Source organism: Pseudomonas sp. B21-028 (assembly GCF_024749045.1).
Lineage (GTDB): Bacteria > Pseudomonadota > Gammaproteobacteria > Pseudomonadales > Pseudomonadaceae > Aquipseudomonas.
This window is the reverse complement of record NZ_CP087184.1, coordinates 5361176-5384641: the sequence shown is the minus strand read 5'-3', so window position 1 is coordinate 5384641 and position 23466 is coordinate 5361176. Positions and strand designations below refer to the sequence as shown.

At 60.2% G+C, this 23466-nt stretch carries 22 protein-coding genes and 1 other RNA gene; 15 read left to right on the top strand and 8 right to left on the bottom strand.

Annotated elements, in window-relative coordinates; all coding sequences use genetic code 11:
* Positions 1-150 precede the first annotated feature (150 nt).
* Positions 151-2886: a LuxR C-terminal-related transcriptional regulator gene (locus tag LOY35_RS23220; protein ID WP_258627647.1), complete on the top strand. Its 2736-nt coding sequence runs from the start codon at positions 151-153 to the stop codon at positions 2884-2886.
* A gap of 53 nt (positions 2887-2939) precedes the next feature.
* On the top strand, positions 2940-3440 hold the full coding sequence (locus LOY35_RS23215) for a methylated-DNA--[protein]-cysteine S-methyltransferase (RefSeq protein ID WP_258627640.1): 501 nt from the start codon (positions 2940-2942) through the stop codon (positions 3438-3440).
* Positions 3441-3534: 94 nt separating this feature from the next.
* Here LOY35_RS23215 and LOY35_RS23210 read toward each other — a convergent pair whose 3' ends face one another.
* Complete coding sequence (locus tag LOY35_RS23210) at positions 3535-3969, bottom strand: YhcB family protein (RefSeq protein ID WP_024778106.1); 435 nt, start codon at positions 3967-3969, stop codon at positions 3535-3537.
* Between the two features lie 148 nt (positions 3970-4117).
* On the opposite strand from LOY35_RS23210, the gene LOY35_RS23205 reads away from it, so the two are divergent.
* The 3 genes from LOY35_RS23205 (at position 4118) to zapE (ending at position 7324) form a co-directional block, all read left to right on the top strand.
* Positions 4118-4747 (top strand): alpha/beta hydrolase, encoded by a 630-nt coding sequence (locus tag LOY35_RS23205; RefSeq protein WP_258633719.1) that lies wholly within the window; start codon positions 4118-4120, stop codon positions 4745-4747.
* A 24-nt stretch (positions 4748-4771) separates the two neighbouring features.
* On the top strand, positions 4772-6127 hold the full coding sequence (locus tag LOY35_RS23200; RefSeq protein ID WP_258627638.1) for a tryptophan--tRNA ligase: 1356 nt from the start codon (positions 4772-4774) through the stop codon (positions 6125-6127).
* A 102-nt stretch (positions 6128-6229) separates the two neighbouring features.
* Positions 6230-7324 (top strand): cell division protein ZapE, encoded by a 1095-nt coding sequence (gene zapE / locus LOY35_RS23195; RefSeq protein WP_258627636.1) that lies wholly within the window; start codon positions 6230-6232, stop codon positions 7322-7324.
* A 180-nt stretch (positions 7325-7504) separates the two neighbouring features.
* Here zapE and LOY35_RS23190 read toward each other — a convergent pair whose 3' ends face one another.
* On the bottom strand, positions 7505-8401 hold the full coding sequence (locus tag LOY35_RS23190) for a GlxA family transcriptional regulator (RefSeq protein ID WP_258633718.1): 897 nt from the start codon (positions 8399-8401) through the stop codon (positions 7505-7507).
* A 243-nt stretch (positions 8402-8644) separates the two neighbouring features.
* Between LOY35_RS23190 and LOY35_RS23185 the strand changes: the two genes are divergently transcribed.
* A complete protein-coding gene (locus LOY35_RS23185; protein WP_258627634.1) occupies positions 8645-9781 on the top strand; it encodes an acyl-CoA dehydrogenase family protein in 1137 nt (378 codons plus the stop codon).
* A 104-nt stretch (positions 9782-9885) separates the two neighbouring features.
* Here LOY35_RS23185 and LOY35_RS23180 read toward each other — a convergent pair whose 3' ends face one another.
* Positions 9886-10926, bottom strand: a complete 1041-nt coding sequence (locus LOY35_RS23180; protein WP_258627632.1) for an NADP(H)-dependent aldo-keto reductase — start codon at positions 10924-10926, stop codon at positions 9886-9888.
* A gap of 245 nt (positions 10927-11171) precedes the next feature.
* Between LOY35_RS23180 and rplM the strand changes: the two genes are divergently transcribed.
* The 7 genes from rplM to LOY35_RS23145 all read left to right on the top strand — a co-directional run bounded on the left by rplM (position 11172) and on the right by LOY35_RS23145 (position 16052).
* Complete coding sequence (gene rplM, locus LOY35_RS23175; RefSeq protein WP_024781110.1) at positions 11172-11600, top strand: 50S ribosomal protein L13; 429 nt, start codon at positions 11172-11174, stop codon at positions 11598-11600.
* A 14-nt stretch (positions 11601-11614) separates the two neighbouring features.
* The gene (gene rpsI, locus LOY35_RS23170; RefSeq protein ID WP_003228056.1) at positions 11615-12007 is read left to right on the top strand and encodes a 30S ribosomal protein S9; all 393 of its coding nucleotides are present in this window, start codon (positions 11615-11617) and stop codon (positions 12005-12007) included.
* 257 nt (positions 12008-12264) lie between these two features.
* Positions 12265-12858 carry a ubiquinol-cytochrome c reductase iron-sulfur subunit gene (petA, locus tag LOY35_RS23165; protein ID WP_041020585.1) on the top strand — a complete coding sequence of 198 codons (594 nt, stop codon included), beginning with the start codon at positions 12265-12267 and terminating at the stop codon, positions 12856-12858.
* Positions 12858-14069 (top strand): cytochrome bc complex cytochrome b subunit, encoded by a 1212-nt coding sequence (locus LOY35_RS23160; protein WP_258627631.1) that lies wholly within the window; start codon positions 12858-12860, stop codon positions 14067-14069. Before petA ends, LOY35_RS23160 begins: the two co-directional genes overlap by 1 nt.
* Entirely contained in the window at positions 14069-14851 is a 783-nt protein-coding gene (locus tag LOY35_RS23155; protein WP_041020584.1) for a cytochrome c1, read from the top strand. Before LOY35_RS23160 ends, LOY35_RS23155 begins: the two co-directional genes overlap by 1 nt.
* A 153-nt stretch (positions 14852-15004) precedes the next feature.
* The gene (locus tag LOY35_RS23150) at positions 15005-15622 is read left to right on the top strand and encodes a glutathione S-transferase N-terminal domain-containing protein (protein ID WP_047701361.1); all 618 of its coding nucleotides are present in this window, start codon (positions 15005-15007) and stop codon (positions 15620-15622) included.
* 16 nt (positions 15623-15638) lie between these two features.
* Positions 15639-16052: a ClpXP protease specificity-enhancing factor gene (locus tag LOY35_RS23145; protein WP_041020582.1), complete on the top strand. Its 414-nt coding sequence runs from the start codon at positions 15639-15641 to the stop codon at positions 16050-16052.
* A gap of 782 nt (positions 16053-16834) precedes the next feature.
* On the opposite strand, the gene LOY35_RS23140 is transcribed toward LOY35_RS23145, so the two are convergent.
* The 5 genes from LOY35_RS23140 to LOY35_RS23120 all read right to left on the bottom strand — a co-directional run bounded on the left by LOY35_RS23140 (position 16835) and on the right by LOY35_RS23120 (position 21826).
* A complete protein-coding gene (locus LOY35_RS23140) occupies positions 16835-17863 on the bottom strand; it encodes an IS110 family transposase (RefSeq protein WP_258624523.1) in 1029 nt (342 codons plus the stop codon).
* A gap of 509 nt (positions 17864-18372) precedes the next feature.
* Positions 18373-18951: a BON domain-containing protein gene (locus LOY35_RS23135; protein WP_024781263.1), complete on the bottom strand. Its 579-nt coding sequence runs from the start codon at positions 18949-18951 to the stop codon at positions 18373-18375.
* Positions 18948-19541, bottom strand: a complete 594-nt coding sequence (locus tag LOY35_RS23130) for a phosphoheptose isomerase (protein WP_139644899.1) — start codon at positions 19539-19541, stop codon at positions 18948-18950. Before LOY35_RS23130 ends, LOY35_RS23135 begins: the two co-directional genes overlap by 4 nt.
* Positions 19542-19652: 111 nt before the next feature.
* Positions 19653-20015, bottom strand: coding sequence for a YraN family protein (locus LOY35_RS23125; RefSeq protein ID WP_258627627.1), 363 nt, complete (start codon positions 20013-20015; stop codon positions 19653-19655).
* Positions 20015-21826, bottom strand: a complete 1812-nt coding sequence (locus LOY35_RS23120) for a penicillin-binding protein activator (RefSeq protein WP_258627625.1) — start codon at positions 21824-21826, stop codon at positions 20015-20017. The genes LOY35_RS23125 and LOY35_RS23120 overlap by 1 nt, the downstream gene beginning before the upstream one ends.
* A 230-nt stretch (positions 21827-22056) precedes the next feature.
* On the opposite strand from LOY35_RS23120, the gene rsmI reads away from it, so the two are divergent.
* A complete protein-coding gene (gene rsmI, locus LOY35_RS23115) occupies positions 22057-22929 on the top strand; it encodes a 16S rRNA (cytidine(1402)-2'-O)-methyltransferase (protein ID WP_258627623.1) in 873 nt (290 codons plus the stop codon).
* A 74-nt stretch (positions 22930-23003) separates the two neighbouring features.
* An RNA gene (rnpB, locus tag LOY35_RS23110) (RNase P RNA component class A) lies at positions 23004-23357 on the top strand.
* Positions 23358-23466 lie beyond the last annotated feature (109 nt).

Genomic DNA, 23466 nt, shown 5'->3' with positions numbered 1-23466 from the left:
GGGCGTTTATTTTTCAGGTTTAAACACAGGGTTGTGGCGATTTGTAGTCTTTTTGTAGCCATTTGTAGCACTCCCTTCAATACCTCTTCGTTTACGGCTAGTCTGCGGACATCTGCAACGCCGCCATCTGCATTTAAACAAGAGCCGGCCATGACCGATCTGTCTTCACTTCCGGATTCTGCCCGCGCAGCCATCGCGGTACAGGACGGGCGCTTCTACCGACCGCCTCTGCCCGACGGGCACGTCGTGCGGCCGCGGTTGTGCGAGCGTTTGAGTGCGGGGCTCGGTGGCCGATTGCTGTTGGTCAGTGCGCCGGCGGGGTTCGGCAAAAGCTCCCTGGCAGTGGAGTTCTGCCAGAGCCTGCCGGTCCATTGGCAAAGCCTATGGTTGGGGCTCAACGCCAGGGACAATGACCCGGGACGTTTCCTGGAGCGGCTGCTCGAAGGACTCCAAGTGCTCTTTCCACAGCTGGGCGGCCGGGCAGCGGGGTTGCTGAAAATGCGTCAGCGCCACCAGCCCTTCGCGTTCGAAGAATGGCTCGACGGCCTGCTGGAGGAGTTGACCAGTCACCTGACGCTCAGCAATCCCTTGCTGCTGGTGCTCGACGATTATCACCTGGCCCAGGGTCCCGTACTGGATCGCTGCCTGCAGTTTTTCCTCAATCACCTGCCCGACGGCTTGCTGGTACTGGTCACCAGTCGCCAGCGGCCGAACTGGCATCTGGCGCGCCTGCGCCTGTCGCGGCAATTGCTCGAACTGAATGAACAGGATCTGCGTCTGACTCATGGCGAAGCCCTGACCCTGCTCGAGCATCACAGCAGCTCGCTGCGCGGTGAAGCGTTGGAAAGCCTCATCCAGCGCAGCGAAGGCTGGGTGGCCGGGCTGCGTTTCTGGTTGCTGGCTGCCTCCGAAGCCGGCTCCGAGGGCCGGCTGCCCCAGGCGTTGCACGGTGGGGAAGGGCTGATCCGCGATTATCTGCTCGAAGAAGTCATCGACTGCCTGCCCATCGAGGTGCAGGCGTTTCTCTACGACACCGCGCCACAGGATCGCTTTTGCAGCGAACTGTGCGATGCGGTGCGCGAAGCCCATGACAGCGCCGAGATCCTGCACTACCTGGCGGCCCATCAGGTATTTCTGGTGCCCCTGGACGAACACGGACACTGGTATCGCTATCACCACCTGTTTTCCGATCTGTTGCGCAGCCGCCCCAGCGCGCCGGCCATGGTGCCGGCCGCGACCCTGCACCTGCGCGCCTGTCGCTGGTTCAACGCCCGGGGGCTGATCGACGAAGCCGTGGAGCAGGCGTTGCGGGCCGGGCACCTGGATGTGGCGGCGAACCTGGTGCAGACCCTCTCGGAGGAACAGCTGCTGGCCGAGCAGAACGTCGGCATGTTGTTGCGCTGGAAGATGGACTTGCCCGACAGCCTGCTCATCAGCACCCCGAGGCTGATCGTGCTCTACAGCTGGGCGCTGGGGCTGGCCTGTCAATTGGACGCCGCCGAAGAACTGGCCGCCCACCTGAGCCGTTTCCTGCCGGCACCGTCGGCCACCGCGCAGAAATCCATGCTTGCCCAATGGTTGGCCCTGAGCGGGATCGTCGCCCGTGGCCGGGGGGATCGTGAAGCCACGGTGCGCTATTGCACCGAAGCCCTGGAGAGCCTGCCGCACAAACGCTACGGCCAACGCCTGATATGCCTGTCCACGTTGTCGAACCTGGCGATTGCCGACGGTGACCTGTGGCGTGCCCGGGGGCTGAATCGCGATTCCCTGGAACTGGCCCAGCGGGTCGGCAACCCGTTGTTCGAAGCCTTGGCTCATTACGATCGTGCCCGGGTCCTGCAGGCGCGGGGAGAGATTCTGCGGGCGCTGGATGAAGTGCGCCAGGGCTTGCAACGTTTGCACGAGCTCTCGCCCCAGCGGCTTTATGCGGTACGGGCGCGGCTGATCCTGTACGAGGGTTTCCTGCTGACCTTGCGCATGCAGCCCCAGGCCGGACTGGCGCGGTTGCAGGCCGGCCTTACCGAAGCACGAGCCTGTCGCGACATCAGCGTGCTGCTGGGTCATTGCGTGATCGCCCGTATCGAAGGCAACAATGGCGAGTTCGCCCGGGCCTTTGCCGAACTGGCCGAAGCCGAGCGTCTGATGCACATCTGGGATGTTCCGCCGATCTATTACCTGGCGATGATCACCCTGGTCAAATGCGAGCTCTGGCTGGCCCAGGGCCGTACCGAGCTGGCCGAAGCCTGGCTGGCGCGGCTGGGGCGGACCTACACCGGCGAACAGGCCGCCGCCCCGCCGGAGTTCCACCCGCAATTGCCGCTGCATGTCGAGCTGCAACAGGCGCTGCTGGAATCCATCCGGGGCCAACCGATGCTGGCGGAAGGGCGGCTCAATGCCTTGCTTGAGCACGGCCAGCAAACCGGCCGACAAATGCTCAGCGTGATGGCCCTTAACCAGAAAGTCGCCTTGTTGTTGAGCCTTGGCCGCGAGCCGGCGGCCCGCAGCACCCTGGCCCAGGCTTTCGAAGCCGCCGCTGGTGGTGCACTGCAGCCTTTTGAATGGTTGCTGGGCGACAAACATCGTGAATGGCTGCGTGAGCAACTGCTGCACGCGCCCTCCAGCACCTTGTGCCAGAATCTGCTCGAACGCCTGCCGACGTCGACGCAACCTGTCGACTCCCCGACACCTGTCGAAAACCTCAGCAGCCGTGAACGGGCGGTGTTGCAATTGATTGCCCGGGGCTGTTCCAACCAGGAAATCAGCGAGCAACTGTTCATTTCGCTGCACACCGTCAAGACCCACGCCAGCCATATCAACAGCAAGCTGGGCGTGGAGCGCCGTACCCAGGCCGTGGCGAGGGCGAAGGAGTTGGGGTTGTTGGGCTGAACCCGGCTTCTCGAGAACCCGCCACGAAAGCCAGTCAGTAAAGGAATGACTCGATGTTACCCCGGTACAAAACCATCCAATCCCCGGTCGGCCAACTGATCCTCGTTGCCCGAGGCGCAAGGCTGGCCGCCATCCTGTGGGAAAACGAGCGACTCAACCGCGTGCGCCTGGGACCCTTGGAGGAAGACATCCATCACCCGGTGCTCCAGGAAACCGAGCGTCAACTGGGTGAATACTTCGCCGGCCAGCGGCGTCGTTTCGAGCTGGAGCTGGACTTTGCCGGCACTGATTTCCAGAAGCGGGTCTGGCAGGCTTTGCTGACCATTCCCTTCGGCGAGACCCGCAGTTACCGCGACATCGCCATCCAGATCGGCCAGCCGACCGCTGTTCGGGCGGTGGGCGCGGCCAACGGCCGGAATCCCATTTCGATCATTGCTCCCTGCCACCGCGTCATCGGCACCTCCGGCAGCCTCACCGGTTTCGCCGGCGGGCTGGCAGCCAAGCAATTGCTGCTCAGCCTCGAAGGCCAGCAGAGTCTTCAATTGGCGTTCTGACCTCAACGGGCAGGCCTCACCGATGGAAACCCTGCGCCCATGAAAAAGCCCGCCCGATCACAGGATCGGGCGGGCTTCTGGTGTGGCTTGCAGCTTACTTTTTCAAACCGTAATGCTCATCGAGCATGCCGGGCGAATTCGGTGCCTTGGGCGCGTAGTCCCGAGGTGGCTCCTGATCCCTTGGCGGAGTCAGGCGTTCCCGTGGAGCCTGCGCCGAGTCGGCGTGCAGGGCGGCCAGCAGGCGCTGGCGAGTCTGTTCGTCCAGAGCCAGGCGATTGGCGCCCTCGGACAAATGATCCTGAACATCCTGGTAGCTCTGGGTGAGTTTCTTCACCAGAGAAGCGGTGGCGTTGAAGTGGGTGACCACTTCATTCTGATAACTGTCGAAACGTTCCTGAATGTCGTCCAGCTGACGTTGCGTGCTGTTGGGCACTGCGTTGGGCAGCAGTCGGGCAAGCAGGAATCCAATGGCGACACCGGCAACCAGGGCAAGAGTCGGCAACAACCAAACTAAGAGCGAGTGTTCCACGAGTCCTTCCTCTATAAACGGCTTTGCTTTACGTTAACGGCTCGGACCTGCGCTGTATACCGCGAAGAACATCGCAATCATGCCAGGCACAGACTTTTAGCTAGACGAGTCGACCCTATCCGGGGTCACGGAGTTCTTTCCCTTGCTTATGCGCGAAACCCCTGTAGTCATCGAAGGCCCGGTGGGCCAACTGGAAGCTTTGTACCTAGACAGCGAGGCGCCCCGTGGCCTGGCGCTGATCTGCCACCCGAACCCGGTGCAGGGCGGGACCATGCTCAATAAGGTGGTCTCGACCCTGCAACGCACGGCCCGGGATGCCGGCCTGGTCACATTGCGTTTCAATTATCGTGGTGTCGGCGCGAGTGCCGGCAGCCATGACATGGGCACCGGTGAAGTAGACGACGCCGAGGCCGCCGCTGCATGGCTGCGGGAAAAACACCCGCAACTGCCCTTGAGTCTTTTCGGTTTTTCCTTCGGTGGCTTCGTCGCTGCCAGCCTGGGTGGACGGCTCGAAGCCCAGGGGCAATCGCTCAAGCACCTGTTCATGGTGGCGCCGGCGGTGATGCGCCTGGACGAGCAGTCGCCTTTGGCGATGCGCGGCGAGTTGACGGTGATCCAGCCGGAAAATGATGAAGTCGTCGATCCCCAACTGGTCTACGATTGGTCCGATGCGCTCCAACGCCCCCATGAGCTGCTGAAAGTGGCAGAATGCGGACACTTTTTTCATGGCAAGCTGACCGATCTCAAGGATCTGCTCCTGCCGCGCCTTTCGAATTGACAGCAGTCTGACAAGCGATAATCCATGACGACTCGTACCCGTATCCTGACCGGCATCACCACCACCGGCACCCCACACCTGGGCAACTACGCCGGTGCCATCCGCCCGGCGATTCTCGCCAGTCGTGACAGCAATGCCGATTCGTTCTACTTCCTGGCCGACTATCACGCCCTGATCAAATGCGATGATCCGCTGCGCATCCAGCGCTCGCGCCTGGAAATCGCCGCCACCTGGCTGGCCGGCGGCCTGGATGTGGATCGTGTGACCTTCTATCGCCAGTCCGATATTCCCGAAATCCCGGAACTGACCTGGCTGCTGACCTGTGTCGCCGCCAAGGGCCTGCTCAATCGCGCCCACGCCTACAAGGCCTCGGTGGACAAGAACGTCGAGACCGGCGAAGACCCGGACGCGGGCATCACCATGGGCCTGTACAGCTATCCGGTGCTGATGGCCGCTGACATCCTGATGTTCAACGCCCACAAGGTGCCGGTCGGTCGCGACCAGATCCAGCACGTGGAAATGGCTCGGGACATCGGCCAGCGCTTCAACCACCTGTTTGGCCAGGGCAAGGAGTTTTTCACCATGCCCGAAGCGCTGATCGAAGAAAGCGTCGCCACGCTGCCGGGGCTCGATGGCCGCAAGATGTCCAAGAGCTACGACAACACCATTCCGTTGTTCAGCAGCGCCAAGGACATGAAGGACGCGATCTCGCGGATCGTCACCGACTCCCGCGCCCCGGGCGAAGCGAAGGATCCGGATAACTCGCACCTGTTCACGCTGTTCCAGGCCTTCGCCACCCCGGCCCAGTCAGCGGAGTTCCGCAGCGAGCTGGTGCAGGGCCTCGGTTGGGGCGAAGCGAAGAATCGTCTGTTCCAGTTGCTCGACAGCGAGCTGGGTGAGGCCCGCGAGCGTTATCACCAGTTGATCGAGCGTCCGTCGGACCTCGAAGACATCCTGCAGTTGGGCGCGAAAAAAGCCCGCGCGGTGGCGACGCCGTTCCTCAATGAACTGCGTGAAGCCGTTGGCCTGCGTTCGTTCGTCAGCCAGGTTCAGGTGGCGGCCAGCACGAAGAAGAAAGCTGCCAAGGCCGCACGCTTCGTCAGCTTTCGCGAAGACGACGGCAGTTTCCGCTTCCGCCTGCTGGCCGCCGATGGCGAGCAATTGTTGCTGTCTCGCCATTTTGCCGATGGCAAGACCGCGGGCCAGGTGACCAAGCAACTGCAAGCCGGCCTGCCACTGGACGTACGCAGCGAGACAGCGGGTTTCAGCGTCTGGCTCGAAGGTGAGTGCGTGGCGGACAGCCCGGCTTTTGCCGACGATGCCGCGCGGGATGCGGCCATCGATGCGCTGCGCGTCGCGCTGACGCCCGCGCAGGATTGATCCAAAGCATCATCCGACCATCGGCCCTGGATAAGGGCCGATTGCCATTCCTGCGGGCCGTCGCTACAGTGACGGCCCGTTTTTGTTGCCTTGCTAACGAATATGACCCCCCTAGAACGATATCAAGCTGATCTGAAACGCCCGGAGTTCTTCCACGACGCAGCCCAGGAAACGGCAGTGCGGCATTTGCAGCGCCTGTACGACGACCTGATCGCCGCGTCGAACAACAAGCCGGGCTTGTTGGGAAAACTCTTCGGCAAGAAGGAACTGGCACCGGTCAAGGGCCTGTACTTCTGGGGTGGTGTCGGCCGTGGCAAGACCTACCTGGTAGACACCTTCTTCGAAGCGCTGCCGTTCAAGGAAAAGACCCGCACCCACTTCCACCGCTTCATGAAGCGCGTGCACGAAGAGATGAAGACCCTGGGTGGCGAGAAGAACCCATTGACCATCATCGCCAAGCGTTTCGCCAGTGAAACGCGGGTGATCTGTTTCGATGAGTTTTTCGTGTCCGACATCACCGACGCCATGATCCTCGGCACCTTGATGGAAGAGTTGTTCAAGAATGGCGTGACCCTGGTCGCCACGTCGAACATCGTACCGGACGGCTTGTACAAGGATGGCCTGCAACGGGCGCGCTTCCTGCCGGCCATTGCGTTGATCAAGGAACACACCGAAATCGTCAACGTCGACAGCGGCGTCGACTATCGCCTGCGCCATCTCGAACAGGCGGAGCTGTTCCATTACCCACTGGATGCCGCTGCCGAGGAAAGCCTGCGCAAGAGCTTCCGCGCCCTGACGCCGGAATGCACCCAGGCGGTCGAGAACGATGTGCTGATGATCGAGAATCGCGAGATCCGCGCCATCCGCACCTGTGACGACGTGGCCTGGTTCGATTTCCGCGAACTGTGCGACGGCCCTCGCAGCCAGAACGACTACATCGAGCTGGGCAAGATTTTCCATGCCGTACTGCTCAGCGGCGTCGAGCAGATGAGCGTCACCACCGACGACATCGCCCGTCGCTTCATCAATATGGTGGACGAATTCTACGACCGTAACGTGAAGCTGATCATCTCGGCCGAAGTCGAACTCAAAGACCTCTACACCGGTGGTCGCCTGACGTTCGAATTCCAGCGGACGTTGAGTCGCCTGCTGGAAATGCAGTCCCATGAGTTCCTGTCGCGGGCGCATAAGCCCTAGGCTGATTCGCAAAGCATGAAGGGCCTGCAATTGCAGGCCTTTTTTTATGGCTGAACCACCGCAAACCCTGTGGGAGCGAGCCTGCTCGCGATGACGGTGGGCCAGCTTGCTACGATTCCGAATGTGCCGCTGTCATCGCGAGCAGGCTCGCCCCCACATGGGGTCGTGGTGACCGAAGCCTCAGGCCGCCTGCTGGAACTGCTGCCGGTACTGGTTCGGCGACAGGTCCGTGTGCTGCCGGAACAGCCGTGCGAAGAAGCTCGCGTCGTCGTAGCCGACTTCGTAGCTGATGGTCTTGATGCTCTTGCGGCTGCCGGAGAGCAGGCCCTTGGCGGTTTCGATGCGCAGCCGCTGCAGGTAATGCAGCGGTTTGTCACCGGTAGCGGTCTGGAAGCGGCGCATGAAATTGCGAATGCTCATGCCGTGTTCCCGGGCGACGTCTTCAAAACGGAACTTGTCGGCGAAGTGCTCTTCGAGCCAGTGCTGGATCTGCAGGATGATCACGTCCTGATGGAGTTTCTGCCCGCCGAAACCGATCCTGCCCGGCGAATAGTTGCGCTGCACTTCATACAGGATGTCTCGCGCCACGGCCTGGGCGATGTTGGCGCCGCAGAAGCGTTCGATGAGGTAGATGTAGAGGTCGCACACCGAGGTCGTGCCGCCGGCGCAGAACAGGTTGTCGGCGTCGGTCAGATGCTTGTCCTGGTTCAGGTGTACCTGGGGGAAACGCTCCCTGAAGGCGTTGAAGAAGCGCCAGTAGGTGGTGGCTTCCTTGCCATCGAGCAACCCTGCTTCGGCCAGCCAGAACACGCCCGTGGCTTCGCCGCATAGCACGGCGCCGCGAGCGTGCTGTTCCCGCAGCCAGGGCAGGACCTGGGGATAGCGTTGGCAAAGGGTGGGGAAGTCATCCCAGAACGCCGGCAGGATAATCACATCGGTGTTTTCCAGGCCGCCATCCACCGGCATGATCACTTCGCTGAAGCTGTTCACCGGTTTGCCATCGGGGCTGACCAGGCGGATTTCGAACGCCGGTGTCAGGCCTAGGCCCAGTTGTTTGCCGTAGCGCAGGCTGGCCATGTGGAAGAAGTCCTTGGCCTGCATGAGGGTGAAAGCGAAAACCCGGTCGACTGCCAGGATGCTGACGCGCCGCAAGGGCGTGGAAGGGTGCATAGACATAAATTCATCTTGTTTTTATAGGGGAAAGTGGTCACCAGACGGCTGGATCGTCTTATTTTTTGTCGGATGTGTCCAGTGTCCTATGGTACTTCCCGGGCTTAGGCTCAGCGGATGACCCCATCCAACCATAACCAAAGGTGCGCCATGATCCCAAGAACCCTGTTCAGTCCCGAGCACGAATTGTTTCGCGACAGCGTGCGAACGTTCCTGGAAAAGGAGGCCGTGCCGTACCACAGCCAGTGGGAAAAACAGGGTCATGTCGACCGCCAGCTCTGGAACAAGGCCGGGGAGGCAGGGATGCTGTGTTCGCACCTGCCGCAAGCCTATGGCGGGCTCGATGCGGATTTCCTCTACAGTATGGTGGTGATCGAGGAGATCGGCCGTCTGGGGCTGACGGGCATCGGCTTCTCACTGCATTCGGATATCGTTGCGCCTTACATCCTGCATTACGGCAGCGAAGCGTTGAAGCATAAGTACCTGCCGAAACTGGTCTCCGGCGAAATGGTCACGGCCATTGCCATGACCGAACCCGGCGCCGGGTCCGATCTGCAAGGGGTGAAAACCACGGCAGTACTGGACGGCGATGAATACATCATCAATGGTTCGAAGACTTTCATCACCAATGGCTTTCTTGCCGACCTGGTGATCGTGGTCGCCAAGACCGATCCGAAAGCCGGTGCCAAGGGTACCAGCCTGTTCCTGGTGGAGGCGGGCACGCCAGGCTTCGAGAAGGGCAAGCGTCTGGAGAAAGTCGGAATGAAAGCCCAGGACACCTCGGAACTGTTCTTCCAGGATGTCCGGGTGCCGAAGGAGAACCTGCTCGGCCAGGCCGGAATGGGCTTTGCCTATCTGATGCAGGAGTTGCCCCAGGAGCGCTTGACCGTCGCGATTGGGGGGCTGGCCTCGGCCGAAGCGGCGCTGCAATGGACGCTGGATTACACCCGCGATCGCAAGGCCTTCGGTAAGTCCATCGCGGAGTTCCAGAACACCCGCTTCAAATTGGCGGAAATGGCCACCGAGATCCAGATCGGCCGGGTCTTCGTCGACCGCTGTCTGGAACTGCATCTGCAAGGCAAGCTCGACGTGCCGACGGCGGCGATGGCCAAGTACTGGGGCACGGACCTGCAATGCAAGGTGCTCGACGAATGCGTGCAGCTGCATGGCGGCTACGGCTTCATGTGGGAATACCCGATTGCCCGGGCGTGGGCGGATGCGCGGGTGCAGCGGATCTATGCGGGGACCAATGAAATCATGAAGGAGATCATTGCGCGGTCGCTTTGAGTGCGTTGTGGTCTTGAGATCGCTATCGCGAGCAGGCTCGCTCCCACAGTAGGCAACGATCCATTGTGGGAGCGAGCCTGCTCGCGATTGGGTCTATGGGGCAATCAAGGAGCAGGATTCGGATGATCCTTGTGAATCGCCTCGATCCCCGCCAGCACTTCATCCGACAGCTTCAGGTCGAAGCTGGCGATGTTGCTGTCCAGTTGTTCAAGGGTGGTGGCACCGATGATGTTGCTGGTCACGAACGGTTGTTGCGTGACGAACGCCAAGGCCATCTGCGCCGGGTCCAGACCGTGTTCACGGGCCAGCGCCACATAACGGCTGCATGCCGCCTCCGACTGTGGATTGAAGTAGCGCATGAAGCGGCTATAGAGCGTCAGGCGGCCCTTGGCCGGCCGTGCGCCGCCTTCATATTTGCCCGACAGGAAGCCGAACGCCAATGGTGAGTAGGCCAGCAGCCCGCACTGTTCGCGAAGGGCGATTTCCGCCAGGCCGATCTCGAAGCTGCGGTTGAGCAGGTTGTACGGGTTCTGGATCGACACCGCGCGCGGCCAGCCGCGGGCTTCGGCCAGGGCGAGGAATTTCATGGTGCCCCACGGCGTCTCGTTGGACAGGCCGATATGGCGGATCTTGCCGGCACGGACCTGTTCGTCGAGGGCCTCGAGGGTTTCTTCCAGTGGGGTGAAGTCTTCATCGGCCTTGTGCTTGTAGCCCAACTGCCCGAAGAAATTGGTGCTGCGTTCCGGCCAGTGCAACTGGTAGAGATCGATCCAGTCGGTCTGCAGGCGCTTGAGACTGGCGTCCAGCGCCTCGACGATGTGGCGGCGGTTGTGCTTGAGATTTTTGTCGCGGATGTAGTCGATGGTGTTGCCGGGGCCGGCGATCTTGCTCGCCAGGATCCAGTCGGCGCGGTCGCCACGGCTCTTGAAATAGTTGCCGATGTAGCGCTCGGTGGTGGCATAGGTTTCGGCCTTGGGTGGGACCGGGTACATCTCGGCGGTGTCGAGGAAATTGATGCCGGCACCCTTGGCGCGTTCGATCTGGGCGAAAGCCTCGGCCTCGCTGTTCTGCTCGCCCCAGGTCATGGTTCCGAGGCACAGGGCGCTCACGTTCAGATCGGTACGGCCTAGCTGGCGATAGTCCATCGGGGACTCCTTGGGCAAAACAATCATAAAAGCAGGTTGAAATATTTTTCGCAATCTGCATAATTGCGCACCTCTTTCTGCAGTGGAAGTGATGCGCCGCCGCCGAAGAATCTTGCCGTTGAACGGACGCGCCGACCCGAGCCCCCGAAAGCGTCTGTATCCGGCTGCCTTTGACTTGTCAAAGTACGCACTATTCAGTAAGATCCGCCGTCTAATTTACAGGGCGGCCCCTGAGGCTATAAAGAATGAAAACTTTTACTGCTAAACCGGAAACAGTACAGCGCGACTGGTTCGTCGTCGACGCTGCTGGTCAGACCCTGGGTCGTCTGGCCACCGAAATCGCGAGCCGTCTGCGTGGCAAGCACAAGCCTGAGTACACCCCTCACGTTGACACCGGTGACTACATCGTCGTGATCAACGCTGAGCAAGTACGTGTTACTGGCGCTAAAACCACTGACAAAATGTACTACTCCCACTCCGGTTTTCCGGGCGGCATCAAGTCGATCAACTTTGAAAAGCTGATCGCCAAAGCCCCTGAGCGCGTGATCGAGACCGCGGTTAAAGGCATGCTGCCTAAGAACCCGCTGGGTCGCGACATGTATCGTAAGCTGAAGGTTTATGCGGGCGCTGCTCACCCTCATACTGCTCAGCAGCCCCAAGAACTGAAGTTTTAACGGAATAGTTCATTATGTCGGCGACTCAAAATTACGGCACTGGCCGTCGCAAGACTGCAACCGCACGCGTTTTCCTGCGTCCGGGCACTGGTAACATCTCCATCAACAACCGCTCCCTGGATAACTTCTTCGGCCGCGAAACTGCCCGCATGGTAGTTCGTCAGCCGCTGGAACTGACCGAGACCGTCGAAAAATTCGACATCTACGTCACCGTTATCGGTGGTGGTGTGAGTGGTCAGGCTGGCGCAATCCGCCACGGCATCACTCGCGCCCTGATGGACTACGACGAAACCCTGCGTAGCGCGCTGCGCAAAGCTGGCTTCGTGACTCGCGACGCCCGTGAAGTTGAACGTAAGAAAGTCGGTCTGCGTAAAGCGCGTAAGCGTCCGCAGTACTCGAAGCGTTAATTTCGCTTCCGCTTTCAGAAGGCGCCCAGTTTCCTCACGGAGCTGGGCGTTTTTTTATGGGCGAAATAAATGCTCTGTGACAACTTGCCACATTCGTAGAGCCCCTATACTACAAGGCTTGGCGGTAGCGCTGCTTGGTAATTACCTTGTCAGAATTGGGGGTTTTCATTACCATTCGGCAAAATTTTTATAAGTTCAGATTTTTACTTAGTAGACGCCTGATCTAACAGGCCACAAAGCTGATGGGAGAGGACTGAATGAGCAATGACGGCGTGAATGCAGGCCGGCGTCGCTTCCTGGTAGCAGCCACATCCGTGGTGGGTGCTGCAGGAGCGGTGGGGGCTGCGGTCCCGTTCGTGGGGTCATGGTTTCCCAGTGCCAAGGCGAAAGCTGCAGGTGCACCGGTGAAAGTGAATGTCAGCAAGATCGAGCCAGGCCAGCAGATGATTGCTGAGTGGCGTGGTCAGCCGGTGTTCATTGTCCGCCGTACAGAGGAAATCCTGGGGAATCTGAAAAAGATCGAGGGCCAGCTGTCCGATCCCTCTTCCAAGAACTCGGTCCAACCGGAATACGTCAATCCAGAAACGCGTTCGATCAAGCCTGAGCTCCTGCTGCTGATCGGGATCTGCACGCACCTGGGTTGCTCGCCAACATTCCGTCCCGAAGTGGCTCCTGCCGATCTGGGCAAGGACTGGGTAGGTGGCTATTTCTGCCCTTGCCACGGCTCCCACTACGACCTGGCGGGTCGCGTCTACAAATCGCAGCCTGCACCTCTGAACCTGCCAGTTCCCCCGCATTCCTATGAGTCGGATGACATCATTGTCATCGGCGTCGACACGGAGAAAGCGTGATGAGCAAACTTATGGATTGGGTTGATGCGCGCTTTCCCGCGACCAAGATGTGGGAAGACCATCTCAGCAAGTACTACGCTCCGAAAAACTTCAACTTCTTCTATTTCTTTGGCTCCCTGGCATTGCTCGTTCTGGTCAACCAGATCGTTACCGGTGTCTGGCTGACCATGAGCTACACCCCGTCGGCGGAAGAGGCGTTCGCTTCCGTCGAGTACATCATGCGTGACGTCGAGTACGGCTCGATCCTGCGCCTGCTGCACTCCACCGGCGCTTCGGCGTTCTTCATCGTGGTCTACCTGCACATGTTCCGTGGCCTGCTCTACGGTTCGTACCAGAAGCCTCGTGAGCTGGTATGGGTCTTCGGCATGCTGATCTACCTGGCGCTGATGGCCGAGGCCTTCATGGGGTACCTGCTGCCATGGGGCCAGATGTCCTACTGGGGTGCCCAGGTGATCATCTCGCTGTTCGGCGCGATCCCGGTCATCGGCAACGATCTGACCCAGTGGATCCGTGGTGACTACCTGATCTCGGGTATTACCCTGAACCGCTTCTTCGCCCTGCATGTGGTAGCCCTGCCGATCGTGATCCTCGGCCTGGTAGTGCTGCACATCCTGGCGCTGCACGAAGTCGGCTCGAACAACCCCGATGGCGTGGACATCAAGAAGCACAAGGACGAAAACGGCGTACCGCTGGATGGCATCGCCTTCCACCCGTACTACACCGTGAAGGACATTGTCGGTGTGGTGGTGTTCCTGTTCATCTTCTGCTCCATCGTGTTCTTCTTCCCGGAGATGGGCGGCTACTTCCTCGAGAAGCCGAACTTCGAACAGGCGAACGCCTTCAAGACGCCTGAGCACATTGCCCCGGTCTGGTACTTCACGCCGTTCTACGCGATTCTGCGGGCGATCCCGGACAAGCTGCTGGGCGTTATCGCCATGGGCGCGGCCATCGCCGTGCTGTTCGTCCTGCCGTGGCTGGACCGCAGCCCGGTCAAGTCGATGCGCTACAAAGGCTGGCTGAGCAAGATCTGGCTCGTGGTGTTCTGCATTTCGTTCGTGATCCTGGGTGTGCTGGGTGTACTGGCACCGACACCGGGGCGTACGTTGCTGTCGCAGGTCTGTACGTTCCTGTACTTCGCCTACTTCATTCTGATGCCGTTCTATACCAGGCTCGAGAAGACCAAACCGGTTCCGGAAAGGGTGACTGGCTGATGAAAAAGCTATTTGCTGTACTGATTCTTGCTGCCATGCCTGTCTTGTCCTTCGCGGCCGAACACGGTGGTCCAGAGCTGGAAAAAGTCGACATCGACGTTTCCGACAAAGCCGCCATGCAGGACGGCGCGCGTACGTTCGCCAACTACTGCATGGGTTGCCACAGTGCCAAGTTCCAGCGTTACGAGCGCGTGGCCGATGACCTGGGCATTCCCCATGAGCTGATGCTCGAGAAACTGGTGTTCACCGGCGCCAAGCTGGGCGACCACATGACCATCGGCATGCAGCCGGCAGATGCCAAGACCTGGTTCGGCGCTGCGCCGCCCGACCTGACCCTGGTTGCCCGTGTACGCGGTACCGACTGGCTCTATGGCTACCTGCGTTCGTTCTATGAGGATCCTGCGCGTCCGTGGGGCGTGAACAACAAGGTCTTCCCGAACGTCGGCATGCCGAACGTCCTGGTCGGCCTGCAGGGTCGTCAGGTGGTAGGCTGCAAGCAGGTGCAGGTCGTCGAGCACGGCAAGAAGCAATACGATCCGTTGACCGGTACCGCGCTGACTCACGAAGCCTGTGATCAATTGACCATCGTGCCGAACAGCGGAACCCTGACGCCTGAGCAATTCGACGAGAAGGTCAAGAACCTGGTGACCTTCCTGGCCTACTCGGCCAACCCGGTGAAGCTGCAACATCAGCGCATCGGTACGTATGTATTGCTGTACCTGGCGTTCTTCTTCGTATTCGCTTATCTGCTCAAGCGTGAATACTGGAAAGACGTACATTGATAACGCTGTAAGCTGTAACGTTGCTGTTAATCGTGCGCGCCCAAGGGCGTCTCTGAAGGTGTAACGAGCCTGGTCAGCCAGGTGTTACGGGAGACGCCCTCTGGGCGCGCTCGTTTTTCTTTTCTAAAATTTCAACAAGCGAGGAGGATCGCCATGGGCGTGACCAATCGGTTGGCCTGTTACTCCGACCCCGCCGACCACTATTCCCACCGGGTACGTATCGTACTGGCAGAAAAGGGTGTCAGCGCCGAGATCATCTACGTCGAGGCTGGCCGTCAGCCGCCGAAGCTGATCGAGGTGAACCCCTACGGCAGCCTGCCCACGCTGGTCGATCGTGACCTGGCATTGTGGGAGTCGACGGTGGTGATGGAATACCTGGATGAGCGTTATCCGCATCCGCCTTTGCTGCCGGTATACCCTGTGGCACGTGCCAACAGCCGTTTGCTGATCCATCGCATCCAGCGTGACTGGTGTGGGCTGGTGGATCTGATCCTGGATCCGCGGACCAAGGAACCGGCGCGGGTCGTGGCGCGCAAGGAGTTGCGTGAAAGCCTGACGGGCGTATCGCCGCTGTTCATCGACAAGCCGTTTTTCCTCAGTGAGGAACAAAGTCTGGTGGATTGCTGCCTATTGCCCATACTCTGGCGTTTGCCGATTCTGGGTATCGAACTGCCGCGGCCCGCCAAGCCGCTGCTTGATTATATGGAGCGCCAATTTGCGCGTGAGACTTTCCAGGCGAGTCTGTCTGGTGTTGAACGCGACATGCGCTAAGGCTTAGGGAGCCGCTATGAACTCCAGTCGACCTTATCTGGTCCGCGCGCTCTATGAGTGGATTGTGGACAACGATTGCACCCCGCACATGCTGGTCAATGCCGAGTATCCATCGGTACAGGTGCCGCAGGGGTTTGCCAATGACGGGCAGATTGTCCTGAACGTTTCGCCGGCCGCCGTGCGCCATCTGCACATGGATAACGATGCCGTGAGCTTTGAAGGCCGCTTCGGTGGCGTGCCTCATACGCTGTATGTGCCTATCGCCTCGATCCTGGGGATTTATGCCCGGGAGAATGGGCAGGGTATGGTGTTTGAGCTGGAAGCGCCGCTGGATGGCGAGGAAGAGTACGAGGTGGATGATGATTTGCCGCCACCGGATGATGAGCCGCCGCGGCCTAGTGGTCGGCCTAGTCTTAAGGTGGTGAAGTAGCGGGGGCGCCTTTTTTTGACGGGTTGGTGTGTATATCCGTTTCTTCGGTGACGGCTACTAAAGGTTCCGCCCTTACGGCGGGTCACTTTTGGCAAACGCCCCAAAAGTAACCAAAAGGTCTTTGCCCCACCACTGGGCACCTCGCCAAGGCTCGGTGTTCCCTCACTCCGGCATCGCTCCGTGGGCCCGCCGCGAAGGGCCATCCATGGCCCAGCGCGGCTAACCCGGCATCCATGCCGGGTTGCCCACTACGCAACGCCTGCGTTCGGCCCTTGTGGTTTACGGGGCACCCAAGATCAAAAGCAAAAGCAAAAGCCAAAGCGAGGCGGCCTAATGGCCGGCCTGACTTTTCCGGTTGTATCTGAATCCACCTGTGGGAGCAAAGCTTGCTCGCGAGGCGACCTGGCAGCCGACCTATCTTTCCCCGCCGTCCCCGACCAATTGTGGGAGCGAGCCTGCTCGCGATGGCCTCAGGTCAGCAGCATTGATGTAGGCTGACACATCCCCATCGCGAGCAGGCTCGCTCCCACATCTATGGTTACCCCCTTTTCTGCAATACTGTCTTTGATGCGTGTTTGGCTTGCTTTCATCTATCCGGCGTCTGGGTGGGGAATTGCGTCCCCCGCGCCTTGATGAGAATTCGATGCCCGACGATCCTGATTAGTTGAACGGCCTTGCAGCCGTGTGGGAGCCCAGGGTTTTCGTCAGGCCGGTTAGCCGTTCATGTCATCTGTTATCCAGCATCGCAAAACCAGGTAGGTGGTGCTCGGGTAATAGCGGGGTCAGGCGTTCATCGCGCTTGGCCCTGCATCGAATACCGTATGGTTTGCCGCAATTGACCAAGCGATCCTGGCTAACTTGTTGGCCAGTGCGCAGACCACAAGGTTGCGGTGACGGTGGCTGGCCAGGAGCTTGCGAACCCAATCGGCCAGCTTCCCTTCCTGTCGATCCAGCCTGTTCACATACGTCTGGGCACACTGGACGAACAGGCGCCTTTGATTTCGATCGCCACGCTTGCTGATGCCCAAAAGTACCGTCCGTCCGCCCGTTGAGTGTTGTTTGGGGACCAGTCCAATTGACGCTGAGAAGTCTCGACCACATTTGAACTGCTTACCGTCGCCCACTTCGGCAGCCAGGACGCTGGAGGTGATCGGACCCACGCACGGCATTGTCATCAGGCGGGAGGCCAGATCATCTCCAGCGGCCTGGCAGTCGACCTCCTTGTCTAACGCCTTGATACGCAGATTGAGGTAGAGGTAATGCTCGTACAAGTCCGCCAGGAGTTTGCGGATGAGCCCATGAAATGAACTTGCCTCCAACAGGGCTGGTATGTCCTTGAGCGATTTGTAGCCTGGAGTCAGGCTGACGCCGACTTCCAGAAACGCTGCATGGATCCGATTGACGGTCGCCGTGCGATCCTTAATGAACGAGTCGCGCACCGAGTTGAGCATCGCCAAAGCCTGCTGAGCTTGGTTTTTAACCGGTACAAAGCGCATCGTGGGACGACTGGCGGCCTCGCAGATTGCCTCGGCATCGGCGAAATCGTTTTTGTTGCTTTTCACATAAGGACGTACGAGATGAGGCGCTATCAGTTTGGGAGAATGCCCAAACTTGGCGACTTCTTGCGCCATGAAATGGGCCCCACCACAGGCTTCCATCACGACGATGCACGGTTCGAGATTTGCTAGATGCTGGAGGAGCTCCACTCGCTTAAACTTTTTGCGCAGAAGTGGATGCCCCTGATCATCTTGCTCATGTACGTGAAAGGTGAGCTTTCCAAGGTCGATGGCGACAACGGCTACTTTGTTCATGACGGCGGTCTCCGGTAGATCCCCCTGTGAAAGCTTAGTGGGCGTTCACAGGGGGCAGCGGGGGTAGCCATCTCATTAGTTGAATTGAGGTGCAGCCCTAGAGACAGGCCGGCCGTAACGCCGCCTCGCTTTTGCTTTTGCTTTGCTTTTGATCTTAGACGCCCCATTAACCACAAGGGCCGAACGCAGGCATTGCGTAGTGGGTATCCCGGCATGGATGCCGGGATAGCCGCGCTGGGCCATGGATGGCCCTTCGCGGCGGGCCCACGGAGCGATGCCGGAGTGAGGGAACACCGAGCCTTGGCGAGGTGCCCAGTGGTGGGGCGAGGCGCTTTTGGTTACTTTTGGCGCTCTTCCAAAAGTGACCCGCCGTAAGGGCGGAACCGCCAGTAGCCGTCACCGCACAAACGGATATACACACTAACCAACCCCCCAAAAAAAACGGCGCTTCCCCGTCTGAAGAAGCACCGTTTTCTAGCCAAGCGCAGCATCAAGAACCGCAACTACCCTCAGTCAATATACTCAAACAACTTCACGATCTTCTGCACCCCAGACACCCCTTGCACCAGATTGGTCGCCTGGGCAGCCTCTTTCTTGGTCAGCAGCCCCAGCAGGTAAACGATGCCATTCTCGGTCACAACCTTGATGCGCGAACCAGGAATGCTCGCATCGGTCAGCATCTGGGTCTTGATCTTGGTGGTCAGCCAGGCATCGTTCTGCCGCGCCAGCAACGAGGACGGTTGCAGGACCTGCAATTCGTTATGCACGGTTTTGACCCGTTGTACGGCGCTGGCCTCCTGCTCGGCCTTGGCCTTGAGGTCTTCCCGTGGGGTCTGGCCGGCCAATAGCACGACGCCGTTGAAGCTGGTAACGACGATGTGCGAATTATTGTCCAGGTCCGGGTCGGCCTTGGCGATGTTCACACCGACTTTGGTTTCGATCAGGGAGTCGTCGATCTTGCTGCCGAAGGTGCGAGTGCCGCGGTCGTCTTCGATCGGCTTTTCCCGGCTGGCATTAACCACCGATGTGCAGCCGCTGATGCCGAGGCACAAGGTCAGGGCCAGAAGGCCCAGGCGATTAGGGGTCATTCTTCACTCCCGAATATTTGGCTGTCGATCAAGTCGCAGAGACAGTGAATCGCCAGCAGGTGGACTTCCTGGATACGTGCGGTGACTTTGGCCGGTACGCGGATCTCGACATCTTCCGGCAATAGCAATGAGGCCATGCCGCCGCCGTCACGCCCGGTCAATGCTACGACAATCATTTCGCGATCATGTGCGGCCTGGATCGCCTGAATAATATTGGCCGAGTTGCCGCTGGTGGAAATCGCCAGCAGCACATCGCCGGGTTGGCCCAGGGCGCGGATCTGTTTGGAGAAGATTTCGTTGTAGCTGTAGTCGTTGGCGATCGAGGTGATCGTCGAGCTGTCGGTGGTCAGCGCGATGGCCGGCAGGCTCGGACGCTCGCGTTCGAAGCGGTTGAGCAGTTCGGACGAAAAGTGCTGGGCGTCGCCGGCGGAACCGCCATTGCCACACGAAAGCATTTTGCCTTCGTTGAGCAAGGCGTTGACCATCACTTGGCTGGCTTGCTCGATGTAGGGTGCAAGTACGTCCATCGCCTGTTGCTTGGTGTCGATACTGGCCTGAAAAAGCTGGCGAATTCGCGATTGCATGTCCATCTGTGTGACCTTAAGTAGCGCGACTTATCGGCACAAACGTGTGCGGCGCGCAAAGCAAAGAGCAGAAGTTGAGTGAAGGTGTCCGGCTCGGTTCGTCATGGACGTAGGTGTTCAGCTGTCGAAGGCGTTCTGCAGCCAATTCAACTGATCGGCGTTGCTGTCGATGGCAACCACGTCGAAACGGCAGGGGTGATCAGCCCAGCGGGATTCGCTTTGCAAGAAATACTGCGCGGCGAAAACCAGTTTCTGGCGCTTGCGCTCGTCGATGCTATCGAGCGCGCCACCCCATTGGGTATTTTTTCTGTAGCGGACTTCGACGAATACTACTGTATCGCCGTCAAGCATGACCAGATCAAGCTCGCCGCGTTTGCACAACCAGTTCTGCGCCACCAGGCGCAGGCCTTGCTGCTGGAGATGCGCGAGGGCCTGGCCCTCGGCATCCCGTCCGCTTTGCTGGCTTGATCGTTCGGGCATCAGCGCTGGGTGTCCGGCAGGCGCTGCACCTGGCCGTTGACGAACTCGGCCCAAGGCAATTGGCGTTGAACCCGTTGGGACTGGGACACCGCCAGGCTGCCCGACAGGCCTTCGATGCGGCTGTCCGGCAGTGTCTTGAGCTGACCCAGGCGCGGTGCCAGGCGATAGGCATCGGCGCCCATCGCATACAACCGGCCCAGACTGCCGGCAGCCTGTGGCCACTGGGCGGTGACCTGCTTGCGCAGTGGGTCGTTGGCATCAAGCAGCCATGGGGTTTCGCAGAAGCGGATACCGTTCATGTCGTTGTACTGGTTCTGGTCGCCGCTGGCGCTGAACACCTGGGAGGTCGCGTAGACCGGCACATCCCCGGCGTACTGGAAGTTCAAGGTCGGCTTGATCTGCTGGGCCTGCTGCGGGGTCGACGCCAGGAAGATGAACTCGATGTCCTGGCGACGGGACGGCTGGGCCGCGACCGTGGTGCCCACGGTGTTCTGCAGGCTCTTGGCGCGACCTTCGCTCTGGCGCAACTGGAACATGTCGGCGATCTGCTGGGCCAGTTGCACGGGCTGGTCGACGCGCTCGATGGCGAGGATGGTGCCGCCGTTGGCTTGCCAGTCCTGGCTGAAGGCTTTCAATACGCGATCACCCCATTCGCCTTTCGGCACCATGACTGCTGCGCGATGCAGGCCATCGGCACGGGCGCGGCGGGCGACTTCGCGGGCTTCGTCCTCGGGCGCCAGGCCGAACTGGAACAGCTGGGGTGGGCCTTGCTCGCCTTCGCTGTAGTTCAATGCCAGGGTGGTGATCGGCAGCTGCGCGCGCGTGCTGATCTGCTTGACCAGTGGTTTTTCCAGGGGGCCGACCACCAGTTGCACGCCGTCGGCCTGGGCTTTGCGATAGAAGTCGTCCATGGAGGTCAGGGTCGAGCTGTCATAGAACTGGATGCTCGGTGGGTTCTGCCCGGCCTGTTGGGCCTGATAGTGCGATGCCATGAAGCCCTCACGCAGGGCTTTGGCGACGGCGGCCAGTTGCCCGTTCTGGGGCAGCAGCAGGGCGATCTTGCTCAGTGGCTGGCTTGCCAGTTCCTTGAGCTTGACCAGGGGCGTCGGCAACTGGAGGGCGGCCGGATGCTTCGGGTTCTGTTCGCGCCAGTGGTCGATGGCCGCTTGCTGCTGTTCCAGGGTGCCGGCGGTTTTCACGGCGCGGGCCAGGCTCAGCCAGCCACCGAGGTCGTCGGTGGTGGTCGGTTGCAATTGATCGGTGGGCAGCGAGGCAATCAGGGACCAGATCGCTTCGTGGTTCTTGGCGGCGGCTTCGTTCTCGAGCAGGGGCGCAATGAAGATGCGTTCCTTCGCGGCCGCCAGGGTCTGGCCATCAGCTTCGAGGGCGCGGGCGTGGACGGTCCCGGTGCGGACCTGCTGTTCCACTGGCATTTCGCCCAGGTGTTGCAAGCTCGGGTGGCTCAGGGCGGTCAGCGCTGCCTTGGGCTGGTTGCGCGTCATTGCCAGTTCCGCCGCCAGGGTGCTGGCGAAAATCTGCTGGCCTGGCTTGAGCTGCTCCAGCGGCACTTGTTGCAGGATCTGTGCGGACTGGCCGGCATTGCCCTGGCGGTAGGCCAGGTCTGCCGCGCTCAGGCGCAGCAGGGCGGCTTTTTCCGGGGTCTTGCTTTGGGCGGCCTGTTCGAGCAGCTGCTCGATACTGGCATCCGGGGTCCGGGGGAGTTCGCCAAGGCTGGACGAGGGCGAGCTGACGCAGGCCGCCAGAAGGGCGGCGAGGCAAAGGGCGGAGAGCAGCCGCAGGCAAGCGATCATGTAAATGTCCTGATACGAGATCAAATTAGCGTCGAATTGTACCCAAGCGCTGGCCGGGGCGCGATGTCAGTGGCGTGAATCGATCAATTTAGATGGTTCAAATGTTGTGGTGCAGCAAAAAGCGTCGTTCACTCAGGTGGTGACACTGAACCTGTGGCAAGGGGATGATGTGAACGGCTGAGACCGGCACACGCTACAATGGCGGTTTTACCGATTGTGAGGTGCGCGTTTTGACTGCTCCAGGTGCTTTGAATTCCGCTGCGGGCTCGCTTTATGTGGTGGCGACGCCCATCGGCAACCTGGACGACATCAGTGCCCGGGCGCTGAAGATCCTGCGGGAGGTCGCCCTGATCGCGGCTGAAGACACCCGTCATTCCCAGCGACTGCTGCAGCATTTCGGCATCTCCACGCCGCTGGCCGCCTGCCACGAACATAATGAACGGGACGAGGGCAGTCGCTTCATCACGCGCCTGCTGGCGGGTGATAACGTCGCACTGATCTCCGATGCGGGCACGCCACTGATTTCCGATCCCGGCTACCATCTGGTGCGCCAGGCCCGTGCGGCAGGCATCAGTGTGGTGCCGGTGCCCGGCGCCTGTGCCCTGATCGCGGCGCTGTCGGCGGCCGGCCTGCCATCGGACCGCTTCATCTTCGAAGGCTTTCTACCGGCCAAGGCCGTGGGGCGCCGGGCGCGGCTGGAGTCTATAAAGGAAGAGCCGCGCACGCTGATTTTCTACGAAGCGCCGCACCGTATCCTCGAGTGCCTGCAAGACATGGAGCTGGTGTTCGGTCCCGAGCGTCCGGCGCTCCTGGCGCGTGAGCTGACCAAGACCTTCGAAACCCTCAAGGGATTGCCGCTGGCGCAGTTGCGAAGCTTCGTCGAAAGCGATAGCAACCAGCAGCGTGGCGAGTGTGTCGTGCTGGTGGCGGGTTGGACCGCGCCGGAGAGTGAGGAGGCCGTCAGTAGCGAAGCGATGCGCATCCTGGATCTGCTGCTGGAGGAGATGCCGCTCAAGCGTGCGGCCGCCCTGGCTGCGCAAATCACCGGCGAACGCAAGAACGTGCTGTATCAAGTCGCGCTGGACCGGCAGAAGGCCCGGTAAAACCGGACAGGCAACATGGCCAAAGGCTTTTAGCGCTTGTTCTTCAAGCGCTGTGCCGTTAACCTTCGCGGCGGAGAGTCGATCGGACAGTCGCTGCCCTCTATGAGAATTAGGGGGGGGAGGAAAGTCCGGGCTCCATAGGGCGAAGTGCCAGGTAATGCCTGGGAGGCGTGAGCCTACGGAAAGTGCCACAGAAAATAACCGCCTAAGCGTTTCGGCGCCGGTAAGGGTGAAAAGGTGCGGTAAGAGCGCACCGCACGGCTGGCAACAGTTCGTGGCTAGGTAAACCCCACTTGGAGCAAGACCAAATAGGGTCCCAAGGCGTGGCCCGCGCTGGGACCGGGTAGGTTGCTAAAGATGTCCAGTGATGGCCATCGTAGACGAATGACTGTTCAAGACAGAACCCGGCTTACAGATCGACTCTCCACCTTTTCCCTCCCTGCCGAAATCACTGGCAGACGCAATTCCTAAGACCAAAAAAATCTTACTCTTAACAAATCACTTTAACTTGTGCGCGCAGCTTCCTGTGGTTGCTCG

Bases quoted from the DNA above. Each gene is read 5' to 3' on its own strand.
- LOY35_RS23120 (WP_258627625.1), bottom strand. From the start codon at position 21,826: ATGATCGCTTGCCTGCGGCTGCTCTCCGCCCTTTGCCTCGCCGCCCTT.
- petA (WP_041020585.1), top strand. From the start codon at position 12,265: ATGAGCAATGACGGCGTGAATGCAGGCCGGCGTCGCTTCCTGGTAGCA.
- zapE (WP_258627636.1), top strand. From the start codon at position 6,230: ATGACCCCCCTAGAACGATATCAAGCTGATCTGAAACGCCCGGAGTTC.
- LOY35_RS23145 (WP_041020582.1), top strand. From the start codon at position 15,639: ATGAACTCCAGTCGACCTTATCTGGTCCGCGCGCTCTATGAGTGGATT.
- LOY35_RS23135 (WP_024781263.1), bottom strand. From the start codon at position 18,951: ATGACCCCTAATCGCCTGGGCCTTCTGGCCCTGACCTTGTGCCTCGGC.
- LOY35_RS23130 (WP_139644899.1), bottom strand. From the start codon at position 19,541: ATGGACATGCAATCGCGAATTCGCCAGCTTTTTCAGGCCAGTATCGAC.
- LOY35_RS23155 (WP_041020584.1), top strand. From the start codon at position 14,069: ATGAAAAAGCTATTTGCTGTACTGATTCTTGCTGCCATGCCTGTCTTG.
- LOY35_RS23150 (WP_047701361.1), top strand. From the start codon at position 15,005: ATGGGCGTGACCAATCGGTTGGCCTGTTACTCCGACCCCGCCGACCAC.
- rpsI (WP_003228056.1), top strand. From the start codon at position 11,615: ATGTCGGCGACTCAAAATTACGGCACTGGCCGTCGCAAGACTGCAACC.
- LOY35_RS23125 (WP_258627627.1), bottom strand. From the start codon at position 20,015: ATGCCCGAACGATCAAGCCAGCAAAGCGGACGGGATGCCGAGGGCCAG.
- LOY35_RS23180 (WP_258627632.1), bottom strand. From the start codon at position 10,926: ATGGACTATCGCCAGCTAGGCCGTACCGATCTGAACGTGAGCGCCCTG.
- LOY35_RS23190 (WP_258633718.1), bottom strand. From the start codon at position 8,401: ATGGCCAGCCTGCGCTACGGCAAACAACTGGGCCTAGGCCTGACACCG.
- rplM (WP_024781110.1), top strand. From the start codon at position 11,172: ATGAAAACTTTTACTGCTAAACCGGAAACAGTACAGCGCGACTGGTTC.
- LOY35_RS23140 (WP_258624523.1), bottom strand. From the start codon at position 17,863: ATGAACAAAGTAGCCGTTGTCGCCATCGACCTTGGAAAGCTCACCTTT.
- LOY35_RS23205 (WP_258633719.1), top strand. From the start codon at position 4,118: ATGCGCGAAACCCCTGTAGTCATCGAAGGCCCGGTGGGCCAACTGGAA.
- LOY35_RS23185 (WP_258627634.1), top strand. From the start codon at position 8,645: ATGATCCCAAGAACCCTGTTCAGTCCCGAGCACGAATTGTTTCGCGAC.
- LOY35_RS23160 (WP_258627631.1), top strand. From the start codon at position 12,858: ATGAGCAAACTTATGGATTGGGTTGATGCGCGCTTTCCCGCGACCAAG.
- LOY35_RS23200 (WP_258627638.1), top strand. From the start codon at position 4,772: ATGACGACTCGTACCCGTATCCTGACCGGCATCACCACCACCGGCACC.
- LOY35_RS23220 (WP_258627647.1), top strand. From the start codon at position 151: ATGACCGATCTGTCTTCACTTCCGGATTCTGCCCGCGCAGCCATCGCG.
- LOY35_RS23215 (WP_258627640.1), top strand. From the start codon at position 2,940: ATGTTACCCCGGTACAAAACCATCCAATCCCCGGTCGGCCAACTGATC.